This window comes from Bradyrhizobium sp. USDA 4461 (assembly GCF_054055655.1).
Map to the genome: position 1 here is coordinate 791,000 of NZ_JBSRXM010000001.1, position 14,405 is coordinate 805,404.

A 14,405-nucleotide genomic window follows, 5' to 3' on the forward strand; every position below is an offset into this window, starting at 1 on the left:
GCGAACAGAGTCACCCCACGGTCAACAGGCGAGCGGCGGAGCGGCGCTGGGTCTCGGTCCAATCGCGCATCGCGACGAGGTTGACCGCGTCGTGCAGGTACATTCCAACTGCAAGGCCACGATCGTAGCTCACCCAGTGGCGCGGCGTGATCTCGATGCTCCGCCCGCCGCGCCCAAGGATCCTGACGAGACCGGCCGCCTGCGCGGCGTTCATCAGGTTGCGGATATGAGTTCGTGAAACGCCGAAGCGCTCCGCCACATCCATGTAGGGGATGGCCGCGGTCGGATCGCCCGCATCCATGGCAGCCTTCAGGACCGCATTTTGAATCAGCGGCCCCGCGGCATGGGAAAAGAACAGCATCGTATCCGGTAGCGTCATCATGAGGCGAACGGAGACCGGAAAGAACGGCAGGCCGACGCGGCAGTGGGTGACATTGAAGGCCTGATTTCGGGACAGAACCGGGCTGTAGTCGTGATCGGGGTACAATTTGGCAAGCGGCACGAAGTGGGTCGCAAGCCACTCGGCATGATGCGAGCGCAGCTTGTCCGTGGTCGCCAGCAGTCGCACACGCCGGTCGGCCGGCGCTCGGCTCTGCGAGATGAATCCGACCTCGCACAGCCGTGCCAGCAGATGATCCACCTGCCGGTCACTCGCGTGTCCGTGCATATTGAGCTGCCGCTTCAGCGCGGTGACCGTGAACCAGGTTTCGCGGCGGGCCGGATCCTGTGCGGCTTCGAGCACCGCTGCGCTCAGAAAAACGAGGAATCGGCCGGCCTGGAGCAGCAGGCGAACCAGGAACGGATCACCCTCGTACAAGTCGCAAAAGGCCGCGATGTAGGCGCGCCGCGCTTCCGGCAGCCGAGGATGGTTTACGATCTCCTCGAAGCTCAGCCGCAACCGGCGGCCCGCCAGGCGCTCAAGTTCGTCTCTTTCCAAGGCTGCCCCCCTTGACCTTGCCGATGGTATAAGACCACCGCTAGCTGGGCAATGCCTTCCTGCAGTTCTGGCCGCTATGCAATGGGGCTACGCGGCCGCACGCTGCGCGGACCCGTTGGCTCCAACGGGCTACTTCGTCGTCGCCGCAAAAGCGACACGAAATCATTGCGCCATCGCGCGTCGTTAAACGATAGGCGCCCTCTCCCGTGACCTTCAAATATGGCCTTGCCGGCCTGCTCGTGCTCATCGCTGCGTGCGCCCACGCGCAATCGGACGACGAGATGGCGGCATGCGTTGAGCGTTCGGACGGTGTTTCGAGCAAGATGCTCGATTGCGGTAAAGCCGAGATCGACAAATGGGATGCCCGGCTGAACGCTGCCTACCAACTGCTGCTGCAGCGAGAAAGCGGCGGAGCGCGCGTGAGGCTGCAGGCAGAGCAGAAGGCCTGGCTCTCTCATCACTTGAGCGAAACCCGCCGTCTCGCGAGCGACCCTGATGCGGGCTCGGGGGCCTTCATGACGTCGCAGAGCTTCGAGTTGGATGACATCGCCAAACGCACCCGCGAATTGGAACGCGCCCTGGCAACGCACGCTGATCGGAAGCGCCTCAGCCGCTGAGATGACTGCATCTGTCGGATGGGTCCGCGCAGCGCGCGGCCCGGTGATAACTCCGCGATCCCCATCATCTCACCTCGCAGCAGAAGATTGATGGGTATTGCTCTGCGCTCCACCCGTCCTACGGCTGGCTTTTGACATGGTGTCAAGAGGCGCTCCTGGCCATGTCGGCTAAGGGCAGCGGTTCCGATCGTTCGACGCGGTTAGTCGGGCGTCGTTTGCGGTTATGCAAGCACCGTTTGCAGCCGCCGACGCATGGCAAAGCCGTCCAAATCCGGAAAACTGGATTTCTCGGCGCGCGCGCGAAGTATGCTGTGAGCTGTTCGTATGGCCAAGCTTCTGATCGAACCCAGTTGCTCTTCACTCGGAGCATGTGGGCCGTGTGTCGAGAGGACCCCGACAAGAGCGCCAGAATTGGTGAGAAGCGGGGTTGACTGTACAGCCTTGAAACCGGCCCGTTCAGCGACATTCCGAAACGGGAAAAATCGTGGGTCCAGCGTGACGTCATGGATAACGACCGGCTGCCGATTGAAAAGAGCGCGACCGCACGCACACCCGTCCCGGATCGTTACACGACGAAAGCAGTCGAGAAACTCTTCGGTAAAGCCCTGCTGAGCCATGATCTCCAGGTGACCCATCTTCCAGTCGATGAGTTGAATGTTGCCGAGCTCCTGACCTGTAATGGCCAAGGCCTCGTTCAGCGCTGATTGCAGGAGCGGCAGTTCGGAAACGTCATGCATCGATCAAGCCCTCAGCCAAACCTCGCGTCGAATTCGGCCGCGCCTTTTAGCTTGGGCCGCGGAGCATCGAAGACGGCAAACTTTCCTCGATCAGCGCGCGGGACACCAAGATCGCCTCGCGGGTCTGTCTCGCGGTTTCGCGCGCTTCGAAAATGGCTTGGTCGGCCGATTGCAAGAGGGCTTCTGACGAAGCAGGAGGCGGACCCGCTCTCTCGGACTTTCTAGCCAGAACAGAGGTGGTTGCATCGGTGACGTGATGGACCACCGCGACGATTGAGCCGTCGTCATCAAGCACCGGCCAGTTCTTGGGATGCCAATAGCGGACCTGCCACGGTCGCCCCTCAGGCTGGATGTCATATCTCTGGAGAGGCATGACCTGCCCACGTTTCTCCTGAAGGACCTTCCCAAACGACGCCGCCAGATTGGCAACGCCGTCCGCGTGTGTCAGATGTGGATTGTCGGGGAAGGCATCGAACATGTCCAAACCGGCAAGCGTATCTCGCGAGCGAGAGACGCCGCCCAGATAGGCATCATTGCCGTTGACAATCTTCAGGTCGGGCGTGAGCAAAAGTATCGGGACGGGGCAATGCTCGAATAGCCGATGCCATGCATCTTGTGCGCCGGCCATCAATGCCTTCGGCGAACGGAAGTTCGGTTGCTTAGTCGTCATGGTCGACCTGTGCGCTCAGACTGCCCCCAACTCAACTTTAGCCCACATCGCTTTTTTCGACCATCGAAGGCGGCACCGTAGAATTACCGCTCTCACTTGCCACGGAACCGCTCATTCGAAGATGCAGATCCAGCGAGCCGACGAGTTCAATCATCGCAACGTAGCTGGAGAATTCGTTGGCCATGCAGGTAGGCTCGAACGGCTTTTCAAATCTTGACCGCACCGCTACGGCATCGCGCTCTGCATGGATGGTGGAATCCAGCGCGTCGAATATGTGGCTCCAAGTTCGTTCGATCCCGGAGCGGACCTGTCACCGGAACTGCCAAGAACAGCATAGACCAATATCTGCGGTCTCGATTTCCCATTCGATACTATGTCCATCGCCATTCCGTCGAACTCTCGGACAATGGTCATCATTGGTCCGTATAATGGGTGAAGCGAGGCGACAACCATCAATCTTTTGCCGGGGAGATGATGGGTATCGCGGAGTTTGTCATCGGGCCGCGCGCTGCGCGGACCCGTTGGCTCCGCCCATCCGGGGCCGTGTATACGCATGAGCCTCAAGAGCTACATCTGCGCGTTGGCTGCCAAGGGCCGGTTCGACGGCGACCGGAGGGCAGCGTCGGACGGCGCGGCCTCGGATGGCCGATGGGCTGAGGTTGCCGGCAGCACGATCACCTTGGCTCCGACCTTCACCCGCTCATAAAGGTCCGTGACGTCGTCATTGGTCAGCCGGATACAGCCCGACGAAACCCGCCTGCCGATCGTATCGGGCTTGTTGGTGCCGTGAATTCGATATTCGGTCTCGCCCAGATACATCGCCCGGGCGCCAAGCGGATTGCCGGGTCCGCCTGCCATGAACCGCGGCAGATAAGGTTGCCGCGTGAGCATCTCCGGCGGCGGACGCCAATCCGGCCATTCCGTCTTGCGGGCCACCGTCTGTTCGCCGGACCAGGTGAACCCTTCGCGGCCGACACCGATGCCGTAGCGCATCGCCTGCCTGTCGTTCAGAACGAGATAGAGGAACGTGTTTCCGGTATCGATGACGACGGTTCCCGGCGTCTGACGGCTGGCGTAGTCGACCACCTGTCGAACGAATTTTCCGGGACCATCAGCGGCTTTGGGCGGCTCGACCAGGGGCGCAGGCGCCGGGACTGGGACCGGGACCGGAGCCGGGGCCGGCGCCGCGACGCGAACCGCAGTCGATGCGTGAGCCGGCGTTGACGGCACCGCGGCCTGCTGCGCCGACGGCTTGCGTGTCGGCTGAACGCTCGCCGGGCGCCACAGCAAACCATCCCCCAATGCAGCAGCGGCGATGACGCCGATTGCAACTCGCCCCATCACCGGCAGTGCGAGCGCCTCGGTCTTTGTCTTTCCGCGTTTGGCCCGCCGACCCATGTCTTTCCCCAGATTCCCCTGTGCCTGGAGAACTACTCAGCAAACTCTAACAAACTTCGAAGCGATGTCGCTCGGGCTGGAAATCGTTAAGCGTCGTTAACGCTGAAGGAGAATGTCCGGGCTAGCAGACACGAAAGCCGGCAGCGACGCCGGCCTTTTCGCTTTTGTGGTAGCGTTCTCAGCAACTTCACTGTCGTCCTCCGCGGAAGCGGGGGACCCAGTACGCCGCGGCGGTCAAGAGAGGGCGGGCGAGTAATATAACGGCTGCCTCTGGATACTGGATCGCCCGGTCAAGCCGGGCGATGACGGCTGTTTGCTGAGCTGAGCGGACCCTGTCCAAGCATGACACTACTCGCCCCACTCCCGCGCCATGGTCGCAAGCGCGCAACCTTCGCAGTAGCGGGCATCCTTGAAGTCGATCCAGTTGTGCGCATAGACGTGGTCGAGCGGAATGCGGTAGCGCGCGCGCAGCACGCGCACCAGCACGCGCCAGGCGGCGATCTGGGCGTCGGTCGGGCCCTTGGTGACGTCGGGATAATTGCCGGCGAACTCGACGCCGATCGAGCTGTCCTTGTTGACCCGATGATAGGTCTTGCTGTTGTCGATGTATTTGTTGTCGTTGCGATCGGCGCCGTCGGTGTGGGTCGGCACCAGATTGTCGGCGACCGCCCAATAGACCGTGCCGTCGGTCTCGACCCAGACCATGACGCCGCGCCTGGTCGGGTTCTTGTGCTGCTGTTGCGCGCCGGAGCGTGCCGAACCGGCCGGCCCCTCGGTCTGGTGCACGATAATGTTGCGCCAGGGATGCGCGTGGGCGACGTCGCCCCAGGGCGACAGCCAGACCATCGTCAGGCCGGGAATCTCGGGCGTGCCCTGCGACCGCGCGATCGCAGCGAGATCGGAGGTTTCAGCCAGGGCGGCGGAGGAGATCACGAGCGCGAGAAGCGCGGCGAGCAGGCGGGACATCATTGCGGAACGATCCGGGGCATTCACTCAGTGTCATTCCGGGGCTCGCGAAGCGAGAACCCGGAATCACGATCCACGACCTCTGGATTCCGGGTTCGCGACGTCGTCGCGCCCCGGAATGACGGAATGGACTGTCAGAGACACAACATTAGCACGCTCAGGCGCGCTTGCGCAGGGCGGCCTCCAGCGCATCGACGATCTCCGGCGCCGGCTTCGGTTCATAGGCCGCGTAGCCGTTCTTGCCGCCCTTCTTGGCGTCGTACAGCGCGTGGTCGGCGGCGGCGATCAGGCGGTCGGGATGCATGCCGATCTCGCGGGTCCATTGCGCGATGCCGATCGAGACCGCGATCGGGATGTCACGGCCGGTGCACTGCTCGGCATCGGCGCGGCAGACCTCCAGCACGCGGCGCGCGATCATCGCGCCCTCGCGCAGCGTCGAGGACGGCAGCACGATGCAGAACTCGTCGCCGCCGGTGCGGGCCAGCATGTCGCCCGGGCGGAGCCGGGTCTGCGCCATCAGCGTGAAATGCTGCAGGCAGGCGTCGCCGGCGGCGTGGCCGTGGGTGTCGTTGATGCTCTTGAAGCCGTCGAGGTCGATGACCAAGAGCGCGAACGCCTCGCCGTTGCGGTCGGAGCGCGCGCATTCCTGGGTCAATCGTTGCAGCAGATGACGGCGGTTGCCGACGCCGGTGAGATCGTCGAGCAGCGCGAGGTCGGCGACCTCGCTGCGCAGCCGGTCGATCGCCATCAGCAGGAAGCCGAAATTGAGCGCCATCGACAGGAACACCATCAGCAGGATCACCAGCGACTGGCTGGCATTGAAGCGGACGAAGGAGAATTCGCCGGGCTGCAGCAGGGCGCCGACCAGGCGCAGCGCGTAGATGCCGATCAGCACCGAGGCGACGATGCCGGCGAGCCGCGCGCCGGGGCTGACCCGGCCGTTCTCGGGCGACAGCAACAGCTTCAGCGTCAGCGCCAGCGGCATGACCTGCGCGACCGTGTAGACCAGAATGCGCATCGGCATGCTGTCATAGGCAAAGATGAAGACGCCGAGGCCGGCGAAGGCGAGCGCGGCTGACAGCGCGGTGCTGCGCCAGCGCACCGGCTTGTCGTAGAACCGCTCGATGCCCATCGCGGCGAGGCCGGCGGCGAACACCATCAGCGTCCCGCCCGCAAGCAGCGGCACGAGCGAGTCCGTCACCGTGACGCGGAGCATCGCGCAGGCGGCGCCGGCGGAGGCTGTGAAGGCGGATGCGGTCCAGAACCGGGCCGCGCCGAAAGCAGGATAGCTGCGCGCGACATAGGCCCAGATCAGGCCGAGCGCGAGAAAATTGACAATGAATACCGTCCAAAGCGTCGGAACGCTCAACATCGCCCCTGTCCGAGACCGCTATCGGCCTCGCCTCTTCTGAAATAGCCTTCCGCGCGCCCCAAGGGCGTTTGCCAATGACAATCCGCGTTGCCTTGCGGTGCAGGATGCGGCCGCGGCGCTTAACGGACCGTCACCCACAAGGTGTCGATCCGCACCGTGGTTTTGAATTGATGAAGATGTCCGCATCCGCCGTTTGCGCATCGTTAAGCATGCCGGATGCGACGACACCGCGCGCGACCCGCGCATGCGTGCGAAAAAACCGGCAAAAACACGTAACAGCTGTGGATAACACGATGACGGCGTCGTGACAGCACGCGGCAGCCGCCTCCGAATCTGCTGAGTTTGATACTGAGGATGTTGCGAGGCTGGCCCTCCGCCAAGCATGCCTCGGAGTCGCGTTCAATCCATGAAACCTTGAGAGGATACTATGGCTAAGAAAGCGAAGAAGGCGAAGAAGGCGAAGGCGAAAAAGGCGACGAAGAAGAAGGCCGCCAAGAAGTAGCGAATTCCAGCCCGGGTAGCGGCTCCTGCCCTGCCCGGGCACCCGGACCGGGACGACCGGCCGGAGCGACGCCAGCCCCGGACTCATCAACCGCAAATTCACCCTTACATCGATCGGCCCGAGACCGACGGGCGCAAGAGGCGGACGGGGTGCAAGGCAGCAGCAGGCGCAAGGCCTGCTTTTTTATTGCCTCGATCGGGGCGCTGCGCGACGGCGGCGTCAGCGCTCCGCGAGGGCGAGCTTGGCGCCGAGCACGGCAAAGCCCGCGGCAAAGCTGCGCCGCAGCCAGGCCATCACCTTGGGCCGGGTGATGACGCGGTCGCGCACCGAGGCCGCGAACAGCCCATAGACCGCGAACACGGCAAACGTCATCGCCATGAATACGCAGCTGAGCTCGACCATCCGCGTCAGCGGGTGCGGCTCGTCGACGGCGATGAACTGCGGCAGGAAGGCCAGGAAGAAGATCGACAGCTTCGGATTGAGAATGTTGATCAGGATCGCGGTCACGATCACCCGCCCGCTCGAGCGCGGCTTGATCCCGGTATCGACGGCGAGCGCGCCGCGCTCGCGCAGCGCCTGCCAGGCCATGTAGAGCAGGTAGACCACGCCGCCCCATTTCAGCGCAGCGAACGCCATCGCGCTGGTGTGCAGGATGGCGGCAAGCCCGAGCATCGCCGCAATCATCTGCGGCACGATCCCGAGCGTGCAGCCGAACGCCGCCGCCACGCTGGCGCGCGAACCGCGGGTCAGCGCCACCGCCAGGGTATAGAGCACGCCGGTGCCGGGCGAGGCGACGACGATCAGGGTGGTCAGCAGGAAGGACCAGGTCATGTCAAATCCTCGAACCGACCACACGTGGTCGGCCGTCGGAAATATCACGACCGCCGGGCGGGTGGAAGCAGCACCCTTCCTTCCTTTCTTCCGTCCTTCGCCGCGCCGGCAGCTCCGTTACGAACGCAGGCGCCTTGTCAGGATCGACGCGACCCGCCGCGCGATATCTCCGACGCCTTGGTCTCGGCGAGGCGGATCACGTCGAGCGGCGCCCAGGGCTTCGACCAGAACATCGCGCCGTCGGGCAGGCGCTGCCGCAACGGCCTGCCCGAGGTGACGACCACATCGAGATCGGGTTTGTATTTCTTCGCGGCATAAGCGAGCTCGATACCGGTCATGTGTCCGGCCAGTTCGACGTCCGTCATCATCAGCACGACATTGTCGCCGTTGCCCTGCAGCACCAGCTCGGCGGCCTCGGCGCTCTCGCACGAGATCACGTCGAACTCGCTCTCCTCCAACAGGAGGCTGATCATCTCGCGCTGCATTGGATCGTCCTCGACGACCAGGGCCTTCGCGCGATAGGGCTTTGACTGTCCCACGGTAGGCCTCCCTTGGTTTGAAGCTTCGATTCGAGCACCTAACAAATGTTGAATGCCTAAAATGGCTGGATGTTCAGTTCCAATTTGAGAAAAGTGAGGAAACCGCCATGTTCCCGCCTCGCAACCGCCCCCTTGTTCAGATGGAGCCGACCTGACATGACCGCGATCTCTGGATCCGCCGCCGCCGTGACCGGGGCCGCCAGCGGCATCGGCCGCGCGCTCGCGCATGAACTCGCGCTGCGCGGTTGTGACCTCGCGATCGCCGACCGCGACGAGGCCGGCCTGCAGGCCACCGCCGCCGAGATCGCCAAGGTGAGCTCCCGCAAGGTCACGGTGCATCGGCTCGACGTCAGCGAGCCCGAAGAGATCGCCGCGTTCGCACAAGCCGCCGGCGCCGCGCACCCCACGCTCAACATCGTCGTCAACAATGCCGGCGTCGCGCTGCTCGGCCAGTTCGACGAGATCGATCAGGCGCAGATGGAGTGGCTGTTCAACATCAATTTCTGGGGCGTGGTGCACGGCACCCGCGCCTTCCTGCCGCTGCTTTCGCGGCAGCGCGAGGCGCATATCGTCAACGTCTCTTCGATCTTCGGCATCATCGCCCCGCCCGGCCAGAGCGCCTATTGCGCGGCCAAGTTCGCGGTGCGCGGCTTCTCGGAGAGCCTGCGCCACGAGCTTGCGGTGGCGAACAGCCCGATCAAGCTCTCCGTGGTGCATCCCGGCGGCGTCGCCACCAACATCGCGCGCAACTCGCGCACGGGGATCGGCGTCACCGACAATGCCCGCCGCGTCCAGTCGATCGAGCGTTTCGAGGCGCTGGCCAGGACCACGCCGACCGCCGCCGCGCAGCGCATCATCACCGGCATCGAAAAGAACCAGCCGCGCATCCTGATCGGCAACGACGCCCGCTTCATGGACCTGCTGCAGCGCTTCCGCCCCGGTACCTATTGGAAGGTGCTGCAACGGCAGATCGAGAAGGCGACGGCGAAGCTGGCGGGGGATGCGAAATGAACGCATGACGGCGCCGCGAGATAATGTGATGTCATCACCCGCTAAAGCGGGTGATCCAGTATTCCAGAGACGTCCGTGCTTGAATCGAAAGGCCGCGGCGTACTGGATCGCCCGGTCGAGCCGGGCGATGACAGCCGTGAATGAGCGCGCGCTCCCTGCTCGTCGTCCCGGCGAAGGCAGGGACCCATGACCACAGCGGGCCATTGTGGCGCATTGCTGGGACCACAGCTCGCTTCAACAACACAACCCTGTGGTTATGGGTCCCGGGTCAAGCCCGGGACAACACCGAGTCTGTGGCGCGTTCAATGAGCCACGCCTGGCACTGTTCACCCGCCCAACTGCTTCTTCACCCCGAGCGCCAGCCGAAACAGCGGATCGCTGTTCTGCGACGGATACAACGCGCTTCGCGTCACCTGCGGGAAATTGTCGTTCTTCCAGAACGACGCCGGCGCGAACGAGAATTTCGCCACCAGCCGCCGGCCGAAATCCATCTCGTAGGGGAAATAGTTTTCCCGCTCGTCGGTGCCGGATATCTCGGGGTACTCGCCGAGCAGATAGCCCTCCTGGATATGCGGCCGCACCGCCGCCGGCGGGCACACGCTGGAGAGCCGCACGATCTGCAACCCGGCCTCGGCGCTCGCGGTGATCGCGCCGCTCAGGTTCGGCACGCCGAGCACATAGAGGAAGGCGGCGCCGGTCTCCGCCAGCGAGGCAAAGGAGGCGGCGATCCGGATCGAATGGGTGACGTCGAGCAGCGGCGTGGTGCAGACCTCGTAATGCTGCAGGATCGACCAGCGCAGGATGCGATGCCGCTTCAGCCGCTCCAGCCCGAGCAGCTTTGCCTTGGCGTAGTCGGCGATCAGGATCTGCTCGGCCCGGCGCAGGGCCTCGAACCGCTCAGCCAGCGTGGCGCGGTCCGGGTTGCCGCGGCCGCCGCGGAACAGCGTCGGCTTCAGCGACGAGTTGTTCTTGATATTGCGGTGATCCGCGCCCTGGCCGCGAAACAGCAGCACATGGTCGCGGTTGAGGAATTGCAGCTCGGCGATCTTGGTGGCGAGCTCGAGATAGGAGCCGACGCGATGCCCCGGCCCCTGGCGCACCGCCGAATTCCTCGCGACCTGGCATCCGCGGCGGTCGAAGAACGACCAGATCTTTTGGCTGCCGATGGTTTCCATGGGACGTCGCTCATTCTCACCGCGTCATTCCGGGGCTCGCGCAGCGAGAGCCCGGAATCCATTTCTCAGCAGGTTATGCGGGTCGATGGATTCCGGGCTCGCGCTGCGCGCGCCCTCAGATACGCAATTACGCATCGGGGAATGACACCGAATATGCGGCTCGAGATCCCGGGTTCGCGCCGAGGCGCGCCCCGGGATGACCGCAAGGCGGTCACCGCCCCACGAGCTGATCGGCGAAATACCCGATAGTCTTGCGATAGATCACCGCCCTGTTCCACTCGCGCATCGCTTCGAAATTCGCGCTGCCTTCGCCATAGGGCGCGCCCATCTTGAAGCCGTTCGCGTGCAGCAGATTGGCGGTCGAGGCCAGCACGTCGGGCACCGAGTGGCGCAGATCGACATGGCCGTCGCCGTCGAAATCGACGCCATATTTGATGTAGGACGACGGCAGGAATTGGGTCTGGCCGATCTCGCCGGCATAGGCGCCGATCATGTCGTTGAGACGGAGATCGCCGCGCTGCAGGATCTTGAGCGCGGCGAGCAGCTCGCCCTGGAACAGATCGGTCCGCCGGCAATCATGCGCCAGCGTGGCAAGCACCCGGAACACCGGCAGCTTGCCCATGTCGCCCTTGCCGAAATCGGTCTCCAGCCCCCAGATCGCGACCAGGATCTGGCGCGGCACGCCGTATTGCTGCTCGATCTTCGACAACAGCGCGGCGTGACGCTGCAACATCGCGCGGCCGCCATTGATGCGCCCGGAGCCGACGCGGGTTGCGACATACTGCTCGAAGGTCTTGTTGAAGGTGTAGCGCTGCCGCCGGTCGAAGGCGAGCACGCCGCCATCCTGCTGCACCCCGCCGAGCGCCTGCGAGATCACGTCCTGCTGGATGCCGGCCGCGGCCGCCTCCTGCGAGAACGCCTGCACGAAGGCCGGAAAACTGCCGCCGCAGCGGGCGGCGTAGGAGGGGCTGGCAAGCAGCAAGGCGCCGAACACAACCGCCAAACGACACCTGAGCATGCAACAATCCCTCCTGCTTCGAATGGCCGATCATGCCATGGAGCAAACGAGGCAGTCAAAGCGTCGGCACCGACATTCCGCCGACGGCTTTGTGATCCCGCCGCACATCGGCACCCGCACCCTCGCCCCTCCACGCAAGCGGCGCATTGACCAGGCTCACCAGCGTGTAGCTGACGATCACGAGCAAGAACCACGACCCGAGCTTGTCGATCGAAACCATCGACCAGCCGAGCCGCTGCGAGGGATAGAGCCAGGTCCTGGTGAAGGTGCCGATGTTTTCGGTGAACCAGATGAACAGCGCCACCAGCACGAGGCCGAGCAGCAGCGGCATGGCGCGATAGCCGGTCCAGACCTTGAAATGGATGCGGGTGCGGCCGAACAGCCAGATCGCCCAGCCGAACAGCAGCCAGCGCAGATCGACGATGTAGTGATGGCTGAAGAAGTTGACATAGATCGCGACGCTGAGGGCGATCAGGGCGAGGCGGCGCGGATGCCGGATAAAGCGGAAATCGAACAGCCGCCAGCAGCGGCAGATGTAGCTGCCGATGCAGGAATACATGAAGCCCGAGAACAGCGGCACGCCGCCGACGTGGAAGATGCTGGGCTCCGGATAGATCCAGGAGCCGACCGAGGTCTTGAAGAGCTCCATCGCGGTGCCGACGACATGGTAGATCAGGATGACCCGCGCCTCCTCCCAGGTCTCGAGCCGTCCGGCCAGCAGCGCGATCTGGACGGCGAGCATTGAAACAAACAGGAAGTCGTAGCGCGCAAGCGGCGCATCCTGTGGATAGAAGCGCCAGGTGCCGATCATCAGCGCCACCGCGATGCCGCCGAACAGGCAGGCCCAGGCCTGCTTCACGCCGAACCGCACGAATTCGTAAAGCGCCGCCGAACATCGCCGCTGCGCCATCACCAGGCCGAGGCGATGTTCGGCGGCGATGAAGCGGCGCAGCGGCGGCCAGTTGGCCGCGGCGCTCGCGATCGGTTTGGCGTGACTTGTCAGCCTGTGATGCATGCCACCGACGATGGCGGGGGATCACGGTCGGAGCGCGGCGGAGTTGTGCAGATTTTGCCCAAACCACGCGGGCCGTCACCCGCCCGGCTTCGCCTCGGTCTTGCCGGTGAACTTGGCGATCCAGGAGGTGTTCTCTGTCGCGAGGATGTTCTCGCATTCGTTGACGAAGTCGGACCACGAGGCGGGTCGCCGATTGTTGGTGTCCTCGAGCCGCCGCGCCGTGGCGCGATAGGCGGTCACCAGGAAATCGTAGCGCGAGGCTTCGATGTGGGCGAGCACCGCGCCTCCGAGCGTGGTCAGCACCGCCGTGAAGGCGACAATGTCGAACGGAACGCCCGCGATCACGGGCTTCGCCTCGACGCCGGCAATCGCCGTCAGCAGGGTCGCCAGCGCGGCGAGCGCGAATTCGACGCGCCGCAGCCACGATGCGACGACCTGATTGCTGTCGGCCCTTTCGGTGAACCACGCGATGGGCCCCTGCACGCGCTGCTTGATATACTCGTCCTGCTCCAGGCTCGCGCGCGGCACCGAGCCCTGCTTCGCGGCGCGCACCAGCTGCGGCAGCAGGTCCTCACCATCGGCCTCGATCTTTCGCCCTTCCTCATCGAGCAGCGCGTCCGCCCTGGCCGGGTCGTCATAGGGCGCAGCACTTGCGGCAAAGCGATAGGCCTCGCGCTTCAGCCGCTCGGAGATCGCGCGCACGCGCACCCAGGCCGATATCCGATCGGCGCCGAGCAGACGCTGGGTGAAGAAGGTCGCGAGGGCGAGGCTGACCGCGCCTGCGATCGCGACAGTGGTGCGCGGCGCCGTCGTGTGGTCTGGCAGCTGGCTGGCCACCGCCGCCAGGATCGCACCGAGCGACGACAGCGCGAAGGCCGACTTGCGCGCCCGGTCGATAGTCGATTTCAGCTGGTTTGCGGTCTCCGACCACTGCGCCTGGCGGTTCGCGATCGTTTCCAGTATGGCCATCGCAAATATCCTCGACACGAGCAAATCGATGCCCGTTTCGAAATATCATTTAGCAATCCAAAGGTTTATTCTCATCCAACGGCAACCCTTGGTCAAGATGAGCGTGACATGAAATCGATGGCGCCGATCACGCGCGTCAACGATCCGTCCGGTCAAAACCGGCCGCTGTTGCTCCACGACAGGACAGGAAGAGGGTGACGAAAGCTCAGTCCCTGAGCTGGCGCTCCAGATCGACGAAGTCGATCTCCGCCCAGCGCTCGGAGATCTTGCCGTCGCGGATCCGCCAGAATGTCATGCCGCGAAACTCGACGTGACGGCCGGTCGAGGCGATGCCGCGCCACGGGCTGCGGTGGCGGCCGCGCCAGACGAACCGGCCGGCGACGATGTCGCGCTCGGCGACCAGGCATTCGGCCACCGCGGACAGCTCGGCGAATGTCTCATGCATGGCGGCCGCATGCGCGATCACCTCTTCGGCGCTCATCCGCTTGCCCGCGGCGTGGTCGAAGAAGTCGACCGCCAGCTGCGCGCGGATCGCATCGGGATCGAGGCGGTTGGTCACCGCATCATGATGCGCGAGCACGAGCGCCTTGTTGGCCTCGAGGGTGACGTTGGACATCGATCGGCTTCTCAAAAAAAAGAAAGTTGCAG

General features: G+C 64.2%; 16 protein-coding genes. 2 read left to right on the forward strand and 14 right to left on the reverse strand.

The window, feature by feature from the left end; translation table 11 throughout:
* Nucleotides 1–10: 10 nt before the first annotated feature.
* On the reverse strand, nucleotides 11–937 hold the full coding sequence (locus tag ACVINW_RS03770; RefSeq protein WP_456750069.1) for a hypothetical protein: 927 nt from the start codon (nucleotides 935–937) through the stop codon (nucleotides 11–13).
* 206 nt (nucleotides 938–1,143) lie between these two features.
* On the opposite strand from ACVINW_RS03770, the gene ACVINW_RS03775 reads away from it, so the two are divergent.
* Complete coding sequence (locus ACVINW_RS03775) at nucleotides 1,144–1,554, forward strand: lysozyme inhibitor LprI family protein (protein WP_456750070.1); 411 nt, start codon at nucleotides 1,144–1,146, stop codon at nucleotides 1,552–1,554.
* 221 nt (nucleotides 1,555–1,775) lie between these two features.
* On the opposite strand, the gene ACVINW_RS03780 is transcribed toward ACVINW_RS03775, so the two are convergent.
* The 8 genes from ACVINW_RS03780 to ACVINW_RS03815 form a co-directional block, all read right to left on the reverse strand.
* Nucleotides 1,776–2,291 (reverse strand): GAF domain-containing protein, encoded by a 516-nt coding sequence (locus ACVINW_RS03780; protein WP_456750071.1) that lies wholly within the window; start codon nucleotides 2,289–2,291, stop codon nucleotides 1,776–1,778.
* 46 nt (nucleotides 2,292–2,337) lie between these two features.
* Nucleotides 2,338–2,961, reverse strand: coding sequence for a PAS domain-containing protein (locus tag ACVINW_RS03785; RefSeq protein WP_456750072.1), 624 nt, complete (start codon nucleotides 2,959–2,961; stop codon nucleotides 2,338–2,340).
* 37 nt (nucleotides 2,962–2,998) lie between these two features.
* Nucleotides 2,999–3,145, reverse strand: a complete 147-nt coding sequence (locus ACVINW_RS03790; RefSeq protein ID WP_456750073.1) for a hypothetical protein — start codon at nucleotides 3,143–3,145, stop codon at nucleotides 2,999–3,001.
* Nucleotides 3,146–3,528: 383 nt separating this feature from the next.
* Nucleotides 3,529–4,359 (reverse strand): L,D-transpeptidase, encoded by an 831-nt coding sequence (locus ACVINW_RS03795; protein ID WP_456750074.1) that lies wholly within the window; start codon nucleotides 4,357–4,359, stop codon nucleotides 3,529–3,531.
* 348 nt (nucleotides 4,360–4,707) lie between these two features.
* A complete protein-coding gene (locus ACVINW_RS03800; protein WP_456750075.1) occupies nucleotides 4,708–5,328 on the reverse strand; it encodes a peptidoglycan recognition protein family protein in 621 nt (206 codons plus the stop codon).
* A gap of 154 nt (nucleotides 5,329–5,482) precedes the next feature.
* Nucleotides 5,483–6,697: a GGDEF domain-containing protein gene (locus ACVINW_RS03805; RefSeq protein WP_456750076.1), complete on the reverse strand. Its 1,215-nt coding sequence runs from the start codon at nucleotides 6,695–6,697 to the stop codon at nucleotides 5,483–5,485.
* A 721-nt stretch (nucleotides 6,698–7,418) separates the two neighbouring features.
* Complete coding sequence (locus ACVINW_RS03810; protein ID WP_456750077.1) at nucleotides 7,419–8,030, reverse strand: LysE family translocator; 612 nt, start codon at nucleotides 8,028–8,030, stop codon at nucleotides 7,419–7,421.
* 137 nt (nucleotides 8,031–8,167) lie between these two features.
* Complete coding sequence (locus tag ACVINW_RS03815; RefSeq protein WP_456750078.1) at nucleotides 8,168–8,569, reverse strand: response regulator; 402 nt, start codon at nucleotides 8,567–8,569, stop codon at nucleotides 8,168–8,170.
* 156 nt (nucleotides 8,570–8,725) lie between these two features.
* Between ACVINW_RS03815 and ACVINW_RS03820 the strand changes: the two genes are divergently transcribed.
* Nucleotides 8,726–9,580, forward strand: coding sequence for an SDR family NAD(P)-dependent oxidoreductase (locus tag ACVINW_RS03820; protein WP_456750079.1), 855 nt, complete (start codon nucleotides 8,726–8,728; stop codon nucleotides 9,578–9,580).
* Between the two features lie 326 nt (nucleotides 9,581–9,906).
* Here ACVINW_RS03820 and ACVINW_RS03825 read toward each other — a convergent pair whose 3' ends face one another.
* From ACVINW_RS03825 to ACVINW_RS03845, 5 genes are all read right to left on the reverse strand, one after another.
* Nucleotides 9,907–10,755, reverse strand: a complete 849-nt coding sequence (locus ACVINW_RS03825) for an FRG domain-containing protein (protein ID WP_456750080.1) — start codon at nucleotides 10,753–10,755, stop codon at nucleotides 9,907–9,909.
* Between the two features lie 211 nt (nucleotides 10,756–10,966).
* Nucleotides 10,967–11,773 carry a lytic murein transglycosylase gene (locus ACVINW_RS03830; protein WP_456750081.1) on the reverse strand — a complete coding sequence of 269 codons (807 nt, stop codon included), beginning with the start codon at nucleotides 11,771–11,773 and terminating at the stop codon, nucleotides 10,967–10,969.
* Nucleotides 11,774–11,828: 55 nt separating this feature from the next.
* Nucleotides 11,829–12,788 carry a DUF817 domain-containing protein gene (locus ACVINW_RS03835; protein WP_456750082.1) on the reverse strand — a complete coding sequence of 320 codons (960 nt, stop codon included), beginning with the start codon at nucleotides 12,786–12,788 and terminating at the stop codon, nucleotides 11,829–11,831.
* Nucleotides 12,789–12,863: 75 nt separating this feature from the next.
* A complete protein-coding gene (locus ACVINW_RS03840; RefSeq protein WP_456750083.1) occupies nucleotides 12,864–13,757 on the reverse strand; it encodes a DUF4231 domain-containing protein in 894 nt (297 codons plus the stop codon).
* Between the two features lie 205 nt (nucleotides 13,758–13,962).
* On the reverse strand, nucleotides 13,963–14,373 hold the full coding sequence (locus ACVINW_RS03845) for an ester cyclase (RefSeq protein WP_456750084.1): 411 nt from the start codon (nucleotides 14,371–14,373) through the stop codon (nucleotides 13,963–13,965).
* Between the last annotated feature and the right edge of the window lie 32 nt (nucleotides 14,374–14,405).